The organism is Pyxidicoccus trucidator, assembly GCF_010894435.1.
Lineage (GTDB): Bacteria > Myxococcota > Myxococcia > Myxococcales > Myxococcaceae > Myxococcus > Myxococcus trucidator.
Map to the genome: position 1 here is coordinate 416,113 of NZ_JAAIXZ010000009.1, position 16,024 is coordinate 432,136.

Genomic DNA, 16,024 nt, shown 5'->3' on the forward strand with positions numbered 1-16,024 from the left:
ACCGGATGGACAGTTGTTGGAGCGCTGTGGGATATTTTACAGCCTGGAATTTTCCATCCGGCTCAAGCAGTCCGGTTGACCGCTTTCTCGCTGTCGCTTCGGCCCGAGCCTCCACATGCTCCTCCATCAACGCCTGAGAGAAGGGCAGCGCGAGTATCTCCTGCTCGCATTGCATGACCCGCTCCCCGAGGGTTGCCAGGCCCTGGAGGCTGGCCGGGGGTGGACGCTGGAGCGGCGGCTGCGGCAGCTCGCGCAGGACGAGTCGAACCTGAGGACGCTGAGCACGCTCGTGCAGGTCCATGGCGCCCTCGGACGGCACGCGCTGCGGACCTCCGAGGACGTGGTGAAGCAGGCGGCCACCCTGCTCTCCTTCGGGCACCTGCGGCTGGCCCTCGCGCCCCCGCCCGAGCGCTACGGGGCGCCCGCCTTCCCGGAAGAAGTGCCGAAGCAGGAGCCGCCCGTCACGCCCCAGGAGGACCTCACGCTGCGCTTGCAGGTGGTGGACGACGTCTCCGACGGCCCCATCTCCGGCATCAAGCTGCGCATCCTGCTCGCGGACGACACCGAGAAGGAGGCCACCACCGACGCGGACGGCAACGTCACGCTGGAGAAGGTGCCGAAGGGGACCTTCAACGTGCTCTCCGTCGTCGACGACGCCACGCTGAGCAACAGCGTGGCGCTGGTGCGGACCGGCGGACCGTGGTCCGGACAGAAACCCTCGAAGGCGGGGACGAAGTCGAAGGCGACGTCGCAGCGCGTGCTGGTGAAGGTGACCGAGCACCGGGTCATCGACGGCGAGAGCCTGGACAGCGTCGCGGAGATGTACGGCCTCACGGAGGATGCGCTCGCGCAGTTCAACTGGGGAACGACGGACGCGGACAAGGTCCAGCAGCGGCTGGCGGTCTCCGTGGGCTGCACGCTCAAGGACAAGGCTGGCAAGCTCGTGTTCAGCCGCGACGACGACCCCGGCATCCTCTATGTCCCCCGCCCCGTGGCCATGACCGGGCTGGCGGTGGAGCAGAGCCACATCCTCCGCGTGGGCCGGGCTCGCAAGCCGCAGCCGTTCAGCTTCTCGGTGTGAGCCCGGAATGCCGTGGGCGGGACGGCGAAAAGCCGCCCGCCTGGAGGCACTTCGCGGAGCTCAAGGGCGGAGGGAGGAAGCCGCAGGGACGTAGAATCGCGCCGGGCGGGGGATTCGCATGGAGAGGCTGACGCACAGGACCTGGGATGCGGCGGGACGCCCCCGCGGGCCCCTTCCGTGTGCGCGGTGGGTCCTCCCCTGCGTGCTGGCCCTGCTGGGGACGGTGCCCTTTGCTTCGGCCCAGGCGGCGGAGCCCGTCGCGGGCAAGGCCGGTTGCTCCAAGCCGGAGTTCGCGAAGGCCCGCCGGAGCGCCGAGAAGCTCTACCGCGACGGCCGGTACGCGGACGCCGTGGAGGCCCTGCGGCGGACCAAGGAGTCCTGCTGGAGCGCGCTGGACGCCACGGACCGGGGCTGGCTCGTCTCGGACCTGGGGCTGGCCACGCTGCGCGCCGGTCAGCCGGAGGTGTGCCGGCAGGTGCTCGCCGAGGCGCCCGCGGAGCTCGACGCCGGGTCCCGCGTGGCGAAGGCCATCGCGCACAACCGGGGGCTGTGCCAGGGGGATGGAGGTTTCCCGGTGCAGGTCTACGCCTCGGGGCTCCTCATCTCCTCCCCGGAGGAGGCACCCGCCGCACTGACGCGGGAGTGGAACTATTCCTTCGCGCTGCGCAACGGCCGGCACCCCGAGCGACGGGATCGTGAAATCGACCGGTGCACCGAGACGGACGGGGTGGAGCTACGGGACCTCGACGTAAGGACCACGGTGGACATCTACCCCGCCCAGGGCCAGCTGCTCCGCTGTCGCGTGCTGAAGAGGGTGACGCAGGCCCGTCCCTCACGGGTGAGCCATGTCCGGGAGCTCTTCTCGAGCAAGGCGCTCGGCAAGGTGCTCCCGGCGGACCTCGCCCCGGCCTTCGCGCCCGGGGAGGACGAGCAACGTGCGCTAGCCGGCAGTGAAGGGCGCACCTGGAGCGAGTGGGATCGAAAGGTGCGCTTCGAGCCGGACCCCGACCGCAAGGGCACCCTTCGGGTCCAGGGCGACGGAGTGGCTGGCTCGCTGACGCTCTGGGCGCAGGGCGACTTCAACGGTGATGGCATCGAGGATGTCATCGTCGATCGCAGCATGAGACCTGAGGGCGGGAGCCTGGTCGACGGAGCCACCTTCCTGCTGACGCGCACCCAACCCGGGGGCGTGCTGACGATTCTCGAGCGGATGGAATAGCCGGACATGCGCGGGACAATCCTTATGAGAACAGGCACTTCTTCACTCTGGTCGGCCGGTCTGCCTCGCCGTGGGTGGCCAGCCCTGCTCACCTTGCTGACGCTGGCGTGCGTGACGCCCCCTACCCCGGCGGATGCCTCGCAGCCCGCGACGACGGGCGCGACGGCCTGCGACGGGGGCGACTGCGGCGGGCAGAAGGCGCCTCCGACACAGGCTGCCACTCCGCCCGCGACACCGGCTCCGGCCCCAGCGCCGGCATCCGAGCAAAAGGCCCCGTCCACGCCGACGTCCGCACCGGCCACGGCGACTGTACCCACGACCACGCCCGCGCCATCTACGGCCACACCCGCCACCTCGCCAGCGCCCACTCCGGCAACGCCCGCGACGACGGCTCCTGCCACCGCACCTGCGGAGTCGCCCTGCGACACCGATTGGGGGATCGGTCGTGCGCGCATCATCGTGCTGAGCTATCGGAAGGACGATGGCAAGCCGCTCACGCCCTTCAGGCCGAGCGACCCGATGTACCCCTACGAACTTCGCGGAGGACGCTTCCTCTTCGGAGAGCCGGACACCATCGTCACTGCGGTGGGCCGGTTCGAGGACCGGAAGGACGCCGAAGTGGCCTTGAAGCAGGTGGAGCTGGAGCGGCCCAGCACTCGCTCCTTCATCACCTCCATGGGGCCCTACCTGCTTCCCGAGTCGCCCACGTGCCGGGTCACCCGGCGGGCCCGGGGCAAGAACCCCACCATCGATGCCGCGTCGTGGATCGCCGAGAAGGAAGGCGTCCTGCTCGCGGGCTCCCAGACGCCATGCAAGAACGGCAGGCTGACCAAGAAGGTCACCGTCATGTCCTGCGACGGGATGAAGAACCTGCTGACCGACACCTCGGAGCACGTGTGTGACGACGAACCCCGGCATGTCGATACCTGCGTGTACGCGGTGGAGCCGGGCGTCGTCCTGATCAAGCACGCGTACACGCTGAACGGGGTGACCACCATCCGCGCGCGCGCCTTTGACGTGCGCAAGAAGAAGCAGGTCTACAAGCAGGACATCACCAACGGCAGCGGCCTGCCGGGCGGAGACCCGGAGAACCAGCCCGAAACGGACTTCGAGGACGTCGACCAGGACGGCGTCCCCGAGCTCGTGGTCAGCGTGCCCGACAAGGGCCAGCGCACCTCGGTGCGCAAGTGGAAGCAGGGCAAGTTCGTGGAGGTGAAGACGCCATGAGCTATCCGCTGCAGGAACCGTCGCACAAGTGCCTTACCAAGCCGGAGGTCGTGGGCCTCTATGGCGCCCCTGCGTTCGAGCGCGAGCTCTACAGCACGGACGGCAACAAGAAGTTCGCCAATACGACGCGGCTGTTTGGCAATCCGCTCATCGACGGCTTCGAGGCGAACAACATCGTCAAGGTGCCCCTGGTGGGCTTCGGTGCCGACAAGAGCAAGTCCATCCATGTGCCGATCAACCGCAAGCTCGCGCCGCTGCTCCAGACGGCCTTCGAGAAAATCAAGGCGGCCCGGCTGCCCTACGTGCTGCATGAGGTGGGCGGCTACATCTTCCGGTACCAGCTCAATGACAGCGTCGGCGCCGCCCTCAAGGGCCGCTCCGAGTACGCTGGCGTCGGTGGCGCGTGGAACATCGAGTACGCGAAGCATGACCTGAAGACCCAGGCCTTCGACCAGGTCATCGCCTACGGCAAGGGGCAGACGGCCAAGAAGAACCTGCTCTCCAACCACGCCTTCGGCAGCGCCATCGACATCAACTGGGGGACGAACGACTACAACAAGGCCAAGCCGTTCGACATGCCCCAGAAGATCGTGAAGATCTTCGAAAGCCTGGGCTTCTACTGGGGCGGCTACTACCACGACTACATGCACTTCGAGTACGAGCGCGCCAGCATCGTCGGAATCTCCGACGAGTCGCCGCCGCTGGTGCTCTACCCGTTCGGCGCGGACATGCAGCGCCGCGAGTCGCCGCTGAAGTACTACTTCTTCAACGAGGGCGGCGCGGGCGGCTACTTCCCGCTGGGCAAGCAGCAGAACATCCACGCGGGCGTCCACCTGGAGCCGGACTCGCGCGAGGAGCTGGTTCCCGTCAAGGCGGCCATGCCCGGCTACGTCGTCGCCGCGCGGCTGCTGACGCCCGGCAAGGAAGGCGACGACCCGCTCCTCCTGGAGGCGACGGAGGGCCGGCCCCTGGGCTTCGTCCTCATCAAGCATGAGCTCGCGGCGATGGAGGACAACAAGCCCGCCGAAGAGGTCCATCCGCTCTACAGCCTCTATATGCATCTGGCCCCGCCCGAGTGGGGTGGCGGGCCGGACGCGGACAAGGAGTTCCAGAAGGCCCCCTGGCTCGCGGCGTTCCTCCAACTGCAACACGGCGCGGTGGTCAACCTGGATGCCACGACCGAGGACGCCGGCAAGACGTTCTGGTCCGAGGTGCCGCTGAATCCCGAGGCGGAGAGCTTCAAGGTCAAGGACCGCGCGGATCCGCTCAAGGGCAAGAAGGACGGGCGGACGTTCGCCCTGACCAAGCCCAGCCCCGAGGACGTCCGCGAGTCGATTGAGTCCCTCAAGAAGGGCTCCATCATCACCTTCGACCGTCCTCTCTTCCCGGTGGCTGCGGGGGACACCGTCGGCTTCATCTCCAAGGGGCGCGCCACGCCCCGTCCGGCGGGCGCCGCCGCCGGGTCCCCGCCTCCGCCGCCCCGGTACCTGCACTGGGAGCTGTTCTCGCTGAGCGGCGACCAGGGCGGGTTCCACTTCCTCGCGGAACAGGACCCGGCGTTGAAGGAGCTGCTCCTCAAGGTCGAGGAGAAGCGCCCGGACAACTTCCTGCAGATGCCCTCGGACGGGGCGCCGACCGCCGACAACGAGGTCAACACCATCCTCGGCTCCACCGGTGTGGAGGTCGTCCAGGCGCTGCAGCGGGCGCGGTACGGCAAGACGCTCCAGGAGTACTTCAACGACGGAACGAAGTTCTTCTCCGCCGGGGCCGCCCGCGAGAAGCCGTTCACCTGGCCCCTGCCACTCACGCTCGACAACAAGCACAAGTTCGCGGGAACCCCGGGCCGGACGTGCACCCTGGAGGTGCTCTACAAGAAGGCGGGGCAGCCCCTCTCCAAGGAAGTCCTCACCCTGAATCCGAAGAACCAGGCCACGCTGAACGTGACGCTGAACGTGCCAGCGAATGCGGACGCGCTGGCGCTCTGGTCGGCGGACTTCTTCGCGGACCCGGTGGAGGTGGCGCCCGACGTGCTCCGCGAGAAGCGCCTGGAGAGCCGCACGAAGCTCTTCCAGAAGGCCGTGAGCCACCGCTGGCGCAACCTGATGTTGGACCACATCAACGAGTGGACTCCCAAGGGGCTCGGCACCCAGCTCGACGCGCGCGACGAAGCCGGGCTCTTCGAGCACCTGAAGGACGCCCCCGACTTCACCGTCGAGGCCCTGAAGAAGCAATTGCTGCCACTGTGCTGGTGGGCGCGCCCGGCGACGCGGGAGGACCCGTTCGGCGAGGTTCCCGTGCTGGGGGCCGAGCAGAAGAGCCTGTTCGGCGCGGAGGAGGGACGGCTTCCCGAGGACGCCTCCATCGTCAACATGCACCCCGTCACGGCGCTGTGGCTGGTGGACCTGCTGCTGGAGAAGGAGCGCATCGCCCTCAAGAAGGAGTGGCCTCCGGCCACGCTGAAGCGCGACGAGAGCAACGACAAGCCGCTCTACCTGGGGCTGATCTCCAAGGAGGCGACGGCGCTGTCGGGCATGGAGGCGCTGGCCGTCCTCGTGCAACACGGCTACGGCACCACCGACGGCACCACCGCCGCTGACGTCACCTTCTGGCTGGCTCCGAAGGGCGAAGGCGCATCGGGCCCGCCGCGCGTCCTGTGCCGGGCCCCCTATGACGAAGGCGTCGCCCGGGCGCGCATCCGCATCCCCTCCTGGGGACAGTGGGAGGTGTACGCGACCGGGGCCGATGAGAAGCGCTTCGAGCCCGCGCAGACGCAGGCGACGACATTCGAGGTGCCGAAGCCCGTGGTCACCGGGCAGCCCTTCGTGCTCGGCACGAAGCAGGTGAAAACGGCCTCGAAGCAGGGCCCGTTCCGTCCGCTCACCACCGGCAGCATCGTCGTGAGCGACCACTGGCCCGTCGCGCTCGCGGGCTACATCGTCTTCGAGTACTGGAAGGTGCCCCCGCGCGAGCAGCCCAAGGCCGAGGTGCAGCCCATTCCCGCCACCCTGGCCGTGCCCGTCGTCGCGCAGCGCCCCCCAGAGGAGGCGACGGCCAACGGGCTCAAGTACAAGAACGGCTTCATCGTGGGCGTGGAGAAACGGGGCACCAACCCGAAGGTCACCCCGAACTTCTCCTTCAACGAGTTCGTGAAACTTCCCTCGGGCGACCCGGTCTTCGACGGCGAACTGGTGGATTTCCTCCTCGCCGTCCCCCTGGCCCTGCGGCTCCAGCAACTCCGGGACAAGTGCAAGTCGACAACCGCTGGGGTGAAGGATCTCCAGCTCACCGTCCATCAGCTAGCGGCTTCCGGTGAATCGCTGCTCGTCGGCCCCACCCTGGGCACGACCGCCGCGCTCGACAAGCTCATGGAGAAGGTGGCCCTGCTGCCGCCGTCGGACCCGCCCGAGCTCTTCACTGTCACTCGCGACGACACCAACGGGGCCCTGCGCATCACCTACAACCCGCCTGCCACATCCACCGGCACGCTCGAGCTCGCGTTCGACCCGGCCCCGGCCCTGGGGCGGCTCGCGGCGGAGGTGCTGTCCGCCGAGACGGGAGGCGAAACGCTCCACATCCGCCCCCGCTTCATCGTCCCGAACACCGGGCACGCACTCCATCAGTCCGGAACGCTCGTTCCCGTCGAAGGCGTGCAGGACCTGTTCACCGCTTCGGCGGCGCAAATCCAGGCCGCGTGTGGCAATGACTTCCTGGAGGTCATCGCGGACAAGTGCCTGCCCCCGGTGGCCCGGTTCGAGTTCGGAGAGCCCCAGTACAAGATGGGCGGCAACAAGCTGCGCGTCGAGGTGCCCCTGCATGGCGACGCGAAGCAGTGGCTCGCGGCCGAGCCCCTGCTCAAGCTCGCGGGCGCGTCGCAGAGCAAGCGCGTGGGCACGGTGCTCCAGGCAGACTGGCCCCTGCTCGACAAGAACGGCGCGCGAGTCCCCGCCATGTGGAGCGGGCCGCTCACCTTCACCGCCGAGGTCTCCCAGCCCGGCAAGGTGCTGACGCCCCCGCCCCCGGTGACGCTCCAGGTGGAGGTGAAGCCGCGCCTCGAGCCTCTCACCCACGAGGTCCGTGAGAAGGACCTGGCCCTCCGGGGGCAGGGACACTTCATCCCCACGGACGCGGACTTCCGCGTCTTCTGTGAGCGGCTGGACGCGACCTCGGGCCAGTGGGTGGAGGACCCCACCCTCAACAGTGCCGTCCGCTACAAGACGGCCGGAGACCCCGCCTACGGCCGCTGCACGGAGCTGGGGGTGTTCGAGGCCTCCATCCCCAAGCCGGCGCTGAAGAAGGTCGGCGGCTCCTTCCGCTTCACCTGGCGCCGCCGGCCGGACCGGGCGGGCGCGCCCCGTCCGGTGCTGGGCGTCGTGCTCGACGAGCAGACCACGCCGGAAATCACGCTTGCTGAGTTGGGCCTCTAGCCACGGCGCACAGCCGCTCCCGAACCATGCCCCCACAGAACTCCGAGCAGAACGCCGCACCGCCGCTCACCTGGACCGGCCCCCAGGAGACCGAAGCCACCCACGTGAGCGCGGGCTACCGGGACGCGCTGTCATTCGTGCTCGTACCGCGCACGTCCCTCAAGTTCGACCCGCCGGACCCCGCCGCCGTCCGCCAGCTCAACAGCCCGAGCGAGCTGCTCATCGAGGTCCCCATCCGGGGCAAGGCGGTGAACTTCGAGCCCGGGGTGACGCTGCCGTGCGAGCTGTCCTGGATGGTGAAGCGCGGGACGGGCTCACCGCTGGGCGTCCCCGTGGGCAACGCGACGATGAAGGTCGACGCCAGCGGCAACTTCCAGATTTTCGTGGACGGCAAGACACCCGTCGTCGATCTGGTGGCCCACAAGCTCATCAACCAGGGGCTGCTGGGCTACTCCGTCACGCCCCGGTTTCCCCACGCCGAGGCGTCCGAGCTCGCCCCCGTCATCCGCTTCAACAACCCCTGCGCCATCAAGACGAAGAAGCCGGAGCCCGCGAACACCCGCGTCGGGGAGCTGGTGACATTCACTCCCCAGTTCGCGTCCGTACTCAACAAGGCGGACCTGGAGCTGCGCGTCCTCGAGTTGGACGAGGGCTCGGGCGAGGTGTCCTCCGAAGCGGGCCGGTACGCCTTCACGCACCGCTGGGCACCCGCCGCCTTCTACACGTTCCGCAGCAACAGCAGCGTGGACTGGGCCATCGGCTTCACGGATGACACCTGCGAGCACTTCGCGGACGTAGGCGACGAAGAGGAAGGCGGCTACGAGTTCGGCTGGCAGCTCTGGGGCCGCAGCCGCCCGGACGGGCCCGAGACACTGCTGGCGGAGGACAAGAACTTCCTCACGCTGCCCAAGCCCCACCTCGAGGAGCTGAGGGTCGAATACGACGAGTCCTGGGATGGCACCTGGGAGGTCCACGGGAAGATTCTCAATGTGTCCCCGCGTGCCCATCTTCGGCTGGACGTGGCGGTGGTGCGACCCGCGGCGCCTCCAGCGACGGTGACGGCCACGCCGCTGCTGACGCCCAATCCCCTGGTGACGCCTCCGCCGCTGTCTCCACTGATGCCCACGGCCCAGGTTGGAGCGGCAACGACTCCGGCCGCGGAGGACCGAAAGACGGAGACCGTCCGGGTCCAGCTTGGCCCCGACGGCATCTTCGAGGCGAACCTGGGCGAGCGGCACTGGGGCGTCAACCTGACGTCGCGCCCTGCCGCCGCCCCACCGAAAGGGTACGCCATCATCACGCTGGCGGCGGCGGCGCGCGAGGGCAAGCCCGGCCCCCTCCAGCCCTACCTCAACTTCGACGAGAACAAGTACTCCCCCTACAAGGAGTCCAAGCTGTCGTGGGACGTGGACGCGCCGTGGGTCTGCTCGGAGGAAGCCACCTCGCTGGCGACGCGCCCGCCCAGGCCGACGCGGCGCAAGCGTGGCGTCTCCGTCAGCCCCGCGCCCGGTCCCGAGGTGGGAGACCCCAAGACGCCCATCACCTTCGATGACATGTGGCTGGACATCATCGCCTGGGAGGGCGTGGTGCCGTACATGTACCTGGACACGGAGGGCTGGGTGACGGTGGGCGCCGGCAACCTGCTCAAGCACATCGAGTCGACAGGGGCGGGAGACAAGCTCGCCGCCAAGGCGCACCCCTTCCAGAACATCGACCAGGGCCGGGCCGCCACGCCCCAGGAAATCACGGAGGCCTTCAACAAGGTGAAGGCCATGCACAAGGGCATGTTCTACACGGAGTACGCGCAGCGCCCGAAGCTTGCCCTCACCGACGCGTACATCAAGCAGCTGGCGAAGGAGCGCTACGAGAAGGAGTTCCTTCCCGCCGTGAAGGCCGGCTTCCCCGACTTCGAGACCTACCCCCGCTCGGCGCGCCGCGGGCTTCTCGACGTGACGTACAACGTGGGCATCTCCGTCCCCACGAAGTGGACGAAGCTCATCGCGGCGGTGAAGGCCCGCAACTGGACGACGGCCTCCGTCGAGTGCCGGACCAAGCCGCAGAATGCCGAGGACACGCGCAACGAGTGGCGCAAGGCCCTCTTCCTGTACGCCGCCCGCGTCGACTGGAAGCGGTCCGGCTCCTGACGTACCCAGCGTCGAGCGGGCGCTACTTCACCCGCTCGATGCGGTGCTTGCGCCCCTTGATGCGGCCCTCGCTCAGGCGCTGGAACGCCACGCGCGCGACGCGCCGGGCGACGGCCACGTAGGCAATGTGGTCCTGGATTTCAATCTTGCCGACGTCGGTGGCGCTCAGTCCGCCGGCCTCGCCCGTCAGGGCCCCGAGGATGTCTCCCGGCCGCATCTTGTCCTTGCGTCCGGCGGAGATGTAGAGCGTCTCCCAGTTGGACTCGAGCTTCACGGCATTGCGCGGGTCCGCCGAGGGCAGCGCTTCCACGTCGCCCTTCTCCATCTTCACGCCGGTGGCGTGCTCGATGTCCTCCACCTTGCGCGTGTCGCGCGGCGTGACGAGGGAGATGGCCAGGCCCGTCCGCCCCGCGCGCCCCGTGCGGCCGATGCGGTGCACGTACGGCTCCGACTGAATTGGCAGGTCGAAGTTGACGACCGCGTCCAGCGCCTCCACGTCGATGCCCCGCCCCGCCACGTCCGTGGCGATGAGCACGCGGGTGCTCAGGTTGCGGAACTTCGCCATGCAGCGGTCCCGCTCGAACTGCTCCAAGTCCCCCTGGAGTCCGTCCGCGCTGATGCCGGCTTCGGTGAGCGCCTGCTTCAATTCCGTGACGGTTGCCTTCAGGTTGCAGAAGACGATGGCGGACGCGGGCTGGTACTGCCGGAGGATGCGGACCAGCATCGCCGTCTTCTCCTCCACCGCGCAGTCGTAGCGGAGCTGCTGAATCGCCGGAATCGCGTCCGGCGCCTCCTCCACCGTCACGCGCGTGGGCTTCTTCTGGAAGGTGCGGCTCAGCGCCTCGATGTCCGGGGGGAACGTCGCTGAGAAGAGCACCGTCTGCCGCGACGCCGGGGTGGTGGCGAGGATGCGCTCCATGTCCTCGCGGAAGCCCATGTCCAGCATCCGGTCCGCCTCGTCGAGCACCACCGTGGCGAGCGTGCTCGGGTCCAACACCTCCCTGTCCAGCAGGTCGAGGATGCGGCCCGGCGTGCCGACGGCGAGGTGGGCGCCCTTCTCCAGCGCGTCCACCTGGGGACGAATCGGCTGGCCTCCCGCGAGCACGAGCACCTGGAGCCCGGGCAGCCTGCGCGCCAGCCGGCGAATCTCTCCGGCCACCTGGGCGCACAGCTCGCGCGTCGGGCAGAGCACCAGCGCCTGGAGCCTCCGGTTTCCCAGGCGCACCCGCTGGAGGATGGGCAGCGCGAAGGCCGCCGTCTTCCCGCTGCCCGTCTTCGCCTGGCCGACGAGGTCCTTCCCCTCCAGCAACACGGGGATGCTCTGGGCCTGGATGGGCGTGGCGGTCTTGAACTCTAGCTCCTCCAGGACCTGGAGCAGGGGGGGAGCAAGCGGGAGCGCGGAGATGTCCATCACGGCCTCGAAGGAAGAGAGGGGGCCCTTGTAGCAGCCAGCGGACGAGGGACAAGCCCGTCCGCCCCGGAGTGTCACGCCTGCACGCTCGGAAGCCCTCAGGTGCTCAGGGCGCGGACCCGGCCCGCGAGGTTCTGGGTGAAGAGCCGGTAGATGCGCAGCGCGGCGGCCTCGTGGGTGTCCAGGTAGTGCTCGAAGTCGGAGCGGCTGATGCGCAGCGCTCGCACCTGCGTGCGGGCCCGGACCTGCGCCGAGACGGGCGCATCCTGCACCAGCGAGATTTCCCCCAGGTACTGCCCCGGCCCCAGCGTGTTGAGGTGCCGCGCGTCGTCCTCCGGTCCGCTGTAGACGTCCACCGAGCCGTCCATCAGCACGAAGAGTCCCGTGCCGGGCGTGCCCTTCTCCAGCAGCACGGCGCCCGGAGCGATGATGACCTGCCGGGCGAGCCGGTAGAGGTCCTTCATGTCCTCCAGCGACAGCTCGCCGAAGATGGGGATGGCCTTGAGGAAGCGGTAGCCGTTGGCCGCAGGGGCGGCGGCGCCCACGGAGCGGCGCAGCAGCATGGCCTCGGCCTCGGCCTCCATGCCCATGCGGCGCAGCAGGCGCGCCTTCTCCGTCACCAGCCCCGGCTCCGCCCGCGCCTCCTCGGAGCTGCTCAGCGCGTCCGCCAGCACCGCGAGCGCCCGGTGCGTGAAGCCCTCCGAGTCCAGCAGCGTGCTGATGCGCAGCACCGCCTCCACGTACCGCGAGTCCTCGGGCTTCACCCCGCCCAGCGCCTCTACCTCCGCGTGCGCCTGGCCCAGCTGGCGGTAGAGCTCCGCCGCCTCGAAGGGCCGGCCCAGCCGGACGAGACACTGCGCCATGGACTCGCGCGCGCCCAGGTTCCGGTACACGTCCAGCGCGCGCTCCAGCGCCCCGGCCCGCTCGAAGGCCGCCGCCGCGCGCTCCGCCTCACCGGCGCGCAGGTACGCCTCGGCCGCTTCCAGGTACTGCCCGCTCTGGGCGTAGAGGTCGGCCACGGTGGCGTCCTCGCCGTCACCGTCCATCAGCCGGGCCGCGCCCAGGAAGTCCCGCGCGCGCCGGAGCACCTCCACCAGTCCGCGGCGCTCCTTCACCGGCCGCTGGGCGGCCTCGCGCCTCAGGCGCTCGCGCTGCACGGCCCCCAGCTCCTCGTAGAGCTGGGTTGCCTGGTCCGTCTGCTCCTGCTCCACCAGCGACCGCACCGCCCGCAGGGCGCCCTCGGCGGGCGTGTTGATGCGCCCGCTCCCCTCTCCCTGGCCGCCTGCCATTCCTGCCATGTGCTGCCTCCCCATACCGTCAGACCGGTCAGCATATGCCGGCTCCGGCGCTTTCTCCCGCCGGAATACGGTGTCACGCATCCTCCCTCGCGCGACGGACCCCGGGGCGGGGTGTTGGCACGGAAACAGCGGCGCCAGGACGTCCCCTACCCGGGTTGCTTCTCCCGCTCCGCCAGGTGGCGCTTGGAGGCCGCCGCCCGCCAGGCCTCCTCGACGAGCTTCACCAGAACCTCTCGTCGGACCTTCGACAGTCGGACGAGGAGGTACTCGGGGTAACCGGCGTAGTGTTCGGTGAAGTAGAAGGTCTCCGGCTCGGCGCGGGTGAGCACCTCGCGGGCCTCGGGGTCCACCTTGAGGACCAGGGACTCGCCATCCGGGTGGAGGCGCGCGATGAACTTCTTGCGCACCCGCAAGGCCGGCGTGCCGTAGGCGGTGCCCTCCTCCATGCCGGGCAGCGCCATCGCGAGCTCTCGGACCGCGTCGAAGGTGAGCCCTGGCTTCTTGCTTCCGCGGGCCGTGCTCTTGGTGGCCTGTGTCGCGGGGGTCCGTGCTCCTGCTGCCTTGCGCGCCGTGCTCCGGGTTCCCTGTGCCGCGGGGGGCCGTGCTCCTGCGGCTTTACGCACTGTGCTCCGGGTGCCCCGTGTCGCCATGGTTCGTGTTCCTCCGTGGAGGCCGCACGCAAGCATGGACAGCGCGCCCGGGGATTGGAAATTCGTTACCCTCCCGGGCATGCGGAGTGCTGTCGTCCCCACCGTGTCGCTCTGGTGCCCGCCCCTGCTGCCGGGCGTGCAGGTGGTGCGCGTGGAGGCGGACACTCGGCTGTGGTCCGGCCACTCCATCCAGTACGCCATCGGCGTGACGCATGCGGGGGCCTTCGACTTCTGGTACCGCAAGCGCGTGTGGACGCATTCGCCCGGAAGGCAGCTCAAGCTCAAGGAGCCGGGCGAGGTCCACCGTGACGTCCGCGTGCATGCGCCCGTCACGGCGGAGTCCGTGGCCTTCGCGCCCGGGCTGGTGGACGAGGCCGCGCGGCTGCTCGGGCTCCCCGCGTCTCCCCACCTGAGCGCCGCGCTGAGCCGGGGCACGGGACGCTGCGAGGCCGCCGCACTGGCACTGCATGCGGCGCTGGCACGACGCTCCGAGGACAGGCTGGAGTGTGAGTCGCTGCTGGCGGAGACACTCGACGCGCTGCTCACGGAGTACGCGGAGCGCTCGCCGTCCGGGTGCCCCGAGCACCGTCCCGCGGCGCTGCGAGCGCGAGAGCACCTGCGCGCGTGCTTCGCGGAGAACGTGGGCCTGGAGGCGCTCGCGAGCAGCGTGGGCCTGAATCGCTTCCACCTGCTGCGCGTGTTCCGCGCCGAGTTCGGCCTGCCCCCGCACGAGTACGTCACGCACCTGCGCGTGGCACGGGCGAAGGTGCTGCTGTCGCGAGGGATGGCGGCCGGAGACGTCGCGGCCGAGGTGGGCCTCTACGACCAGAGCCAGCTCAACCGGCACTTCAAGCGCATCGTCGGCCTCACTCCGGGCCAGTACGCCCGGGCCGTGTGTCAATAACGCCCAAGCGTTGCCGGCCCAGCTCCCGCTATCCCTCCCGTCCAGCACCTCGCCGCGCCCGTGGACCCGCGCGGCCCGCTTCCCCGACGAGGAGTGACGATGCGTGGTTTCCCTGTTCGATGGCCCCTGTTCCTGTCCGCGTGCCTGCTGGCAGCCCCTGTCTCCGTCCTGGCCTCGGAGCCCGCGAACGGCAGCCCCCAGCCGCGTGTCGTCAGTGGCCTGCGGGTGACGTGGCTCGGCCATGCGGCGTTCGAGGTGGTCTCTCCGGGCGGCACGCGGCTCCTCATCGACCCGTGGCTGAAGGAGAACCCGAGGACTCCGGCGGCGTGGAAGGAGCTGTCCCGCTTCGGGCAGGAGGACGCGAAGCCGGCGGCCATCCTGGTGACGCACGCGCATGGAGACCACGCGCCGGACGTGCCCGAGCTGGCCCGCGTGAGTGGAGCCCTGGTGGTCAGCACCGGCGAGCACCTGCGCGCGATGAAGATTCCCGAGGCGCAGCAGCACAGCGTCAACGTGGGCGGCTCGTTCCGACTGGGCGACGTCACGGTGCACGCGGTGCCGGCGATGCACTCGACGGACCCGGGAGGGCGGCCGCTCGGCTACGTGGTGACCTTCTCGGACGGGCGCTCGCTGTACCACACGGGCGACACGTGGCTCTTCGGGGACATGGCCCTCATCCAGGAGCTGTACCACCCGGACATCGTGCTGCTCACCACCGGGGGCGGTCGCTGGGGACTGGATCCGAAGACGGCCGCGCGCGCCATGCGAAAGTACTTCAAGCCCTCCATCATCATCCCCATGCACTTCGGCACCTTCGAGCCGCTCGCGGAGGAGCCCGAGGTGCGCGCCGCCTTCGCCGGGGACAAGCGCGTTCGCTTCCTCACGCCGGGGCAGGACACGGCGCTCTGAACAGCGGTCAGCGGGAACGCGGGCCGCCGCTCTTGCGTGACGTCTTCCGGCGCGGTGCGGGCACCCTCCCCCGCCGCGCCTGGCCCTTCGACTTTCGCGCCGCCGGCTTCTTCCCGGCCGGGCCCGCCACGCTCGCGAGGACAATCTGACTCAGCAGCGCGTACACGGGCGCGGGGTCGAAGCGCTCGTCGAGCAGGTGGTGCAGTGCCAGCCCGTCCACGCACGCCTTGATGATGGCGGCGTAGTGGTGGTCCACCGGCTCGGGCTTCGCCCCCTCGCCATTGCGCACGGCGGCCACGGTGAGCGCCACCTCCTCGCCCACGCACTGCAGGGACTCCGCCACCGCGGGCTTCAGGTCCTTGTTGTGCAGCCCCATGGCGAACAGCTCGTAGCGCACGCGGAACTGCTCGGGCGTCTCCTTCAGCAGCTTCTCTCCCCACGCGAAGCTCGCGGCGGCGAGCTGCTCGGTCGGAGTCTCCTGGCGCAGCCGCTTCAGCTCGAGCATGTACTGCTGGCGGGCCTCCTTCGCGACGGCCAGCAGCAGCGCGTCCTTGCTGCCGAAGTAGTAGTGCACCAGGCCCTGATTCACTCCGGCCTCGCGCGCCACCTCCTTCACCGTCGTCGCTTCGTACCCACGCTCCGCGAGCACCCGGTAGCCGGCGGTGATGAGGCGCTCCCGGGCATCAGGTTCCGCGGATGCGCCGGGCGACTTCGTGCCGCTGCGAGGACGAGCCATCCCATTCCCATAGGTCAGGCG

Annotated in this window: 11 protein-coding genes; 7 read left to right on the forward strand and 4 right to left on the reverse strand. The window is 69.5% G+C overall.

The window, feature by feature from the left end:
• Positions 1-115 precede the first annotated feature (115 nt).
• The 5 genes from G4D85_RS26150 to G4D85_RS26170 all read left to right on the forward strand — a co-directional run bounded on the left by G4D85_RS26150 (position 116) and on the right by G4D85_RS26170 (position 10,095).
• Positions 116-1,081 (forward strand): carboxypeptidase-like regulatory domain-containing protein, encoded by a 966-nt coding sequence (locus G4D85_RS26150; RefSeq protein ID WP_164016707.1) that lies wholly within the window; start codon positions 116-118, stop codon positions 1,079-1,081.
• A 202-nt stretch (positions 1,082-1,283) separates the two neighbouring features.
• A complete protein-coding gene (locus tag G4D85_RS26155; RefSeq protein WP_164016708.1) occupies positions 1,284-2,300 on the forward strand; it encodes a hypothetical protein in 1,017 nt (338 codons plus the stop codon).
• 459 nt (positions 2,301-2,759) lie between these two features.
• On the forward strand, positions 2,760-3,527 hold the full coding sequence (locus G4D85_RS26160; RefSeq protein ID WP_164016709.1) for a hypothetical protein: 768 nt from the start codon (positions 2,760-2,762) through the stop codon (positions 3,525-3,527).
• On the forward strand, positions 3,524-7,951 hold the full coding sequence (locus G4D85_RS26165; protein WP_164016710.1) for a M15 family metallopeptidase: 4,428 nt from the start codon (positions 3,524-3,526) through the stop codon (positions 7,949-7,951). The genes G4D85_RS26160 and G4D85_RS26165 overlap by 4 nt, the downstream gene beginning before the upstream one ends.
• Before the next feature lie 26 nt (positions 7,952-7,977).
• Positions 7,978-10,095 carry a hypothetical protein gene (locus tag G4D85_RS26170; protein ID WP_164016711.1) on the forward strand — a complete coding sequence of 706 codons (2,118 nt, stop codon included), beginning with the start codon at positions 7,978-7,980 and terminating at the stop codon, positions 10,093-10,095.
• 22 nt (positions 10,096-10,117) lie between these two features.
• Here the strand turns inward: G4D85_RS26170 and dbpA are convergent, their stop codons facing one another.
• From dbpA to G4D85_RS26185, 3 genes are all read right to left on the reverse strand, one after another.
• Positions 10,118-11,506: an ATP-dependent RNA helicase DbpA gene (gene dbpA / locus G4D85_RS26175; protein WP_164016765.1), complete on the reverse strand. Its 1,389-nt coding sequence runs from the start codon at positions 11,504-11,506 to the stop codon at positions 10,118-10,120.
• Positions 11,507-11,604: 98 nt separating this feature from the next.
• A complete protein-coding gene (locus G4D85_RS26180; RefSeq protein WP_164016712.1) occupies positions 11,605-12,804 on the reverse strand; it encodes a cyclic nucleotide-binding domain-containing protein in 1,200 nt (399 codons plus the stop codon).
• A gap of 146 nt (positions 12,805-12,950) precedes the next feature.
• Positions 12,951-13,265: an MmcQ/YjbR family DNA-binding protein gene (locus tag G4D85_RS26185; protein WP_164016713.1), complete on the reverse strand. Its 315-nt coding sequence runs from the start codon at positions 13,263-13,265 to the stop codon at positions 12,951-12,953.
• A 223-nt stretch (positions 13,266-13,488) separates the two neighbouring features.
• Between G4D85_RS26185 and G4D85_RS26190 the strand changes: the two genes are divergently transcribed.
• Both G4D85_RS26190 and G4D85_RS26195 read left to right on the forward strand, forming a co-directional pair.
• Positions 13,489-14,358 (forward strand): helix-turn-helix transcriptional regulator, encoded by an 870-nt coding sequence (locus G4D85_RS26190; protein WP_240359503.1) that lies wholly within the window; start codon positions 13,489-13,491, stop codon positions 14,356-14,358.
• Between the two features lie 99 nt (positions 14,359-14,457).
• Positions 14,458-15,267, forward strand: coding sequence for a metal-dependent hydrolase (locus G4D85_RS26195; RefSeq protein ID WP_164016715.1), 810 nt, complete (start codon positions 14,458-14,460; stop codon positions 15,265-15,267).
• A 7-nt stretch (positions 15,268-15,274) separates the two neighbouring features.
• Here G4D85_RS26195 and G4D85_RS26200 read toward each other — a convergent pair whose 3' ends face one another.
• Entirely contained in the window at positions 15,275-16,003 is a 729-nt protein-coding gene (locus tag G4D85_RS26200) for a TetR/AcrR family transcriptional regulator (RefSeq protein ID WP_164016716.1), read from the reverse strand.
• Between the last annotated feature and the right edge of the window lie 21 nt (positions 16,004-16,024).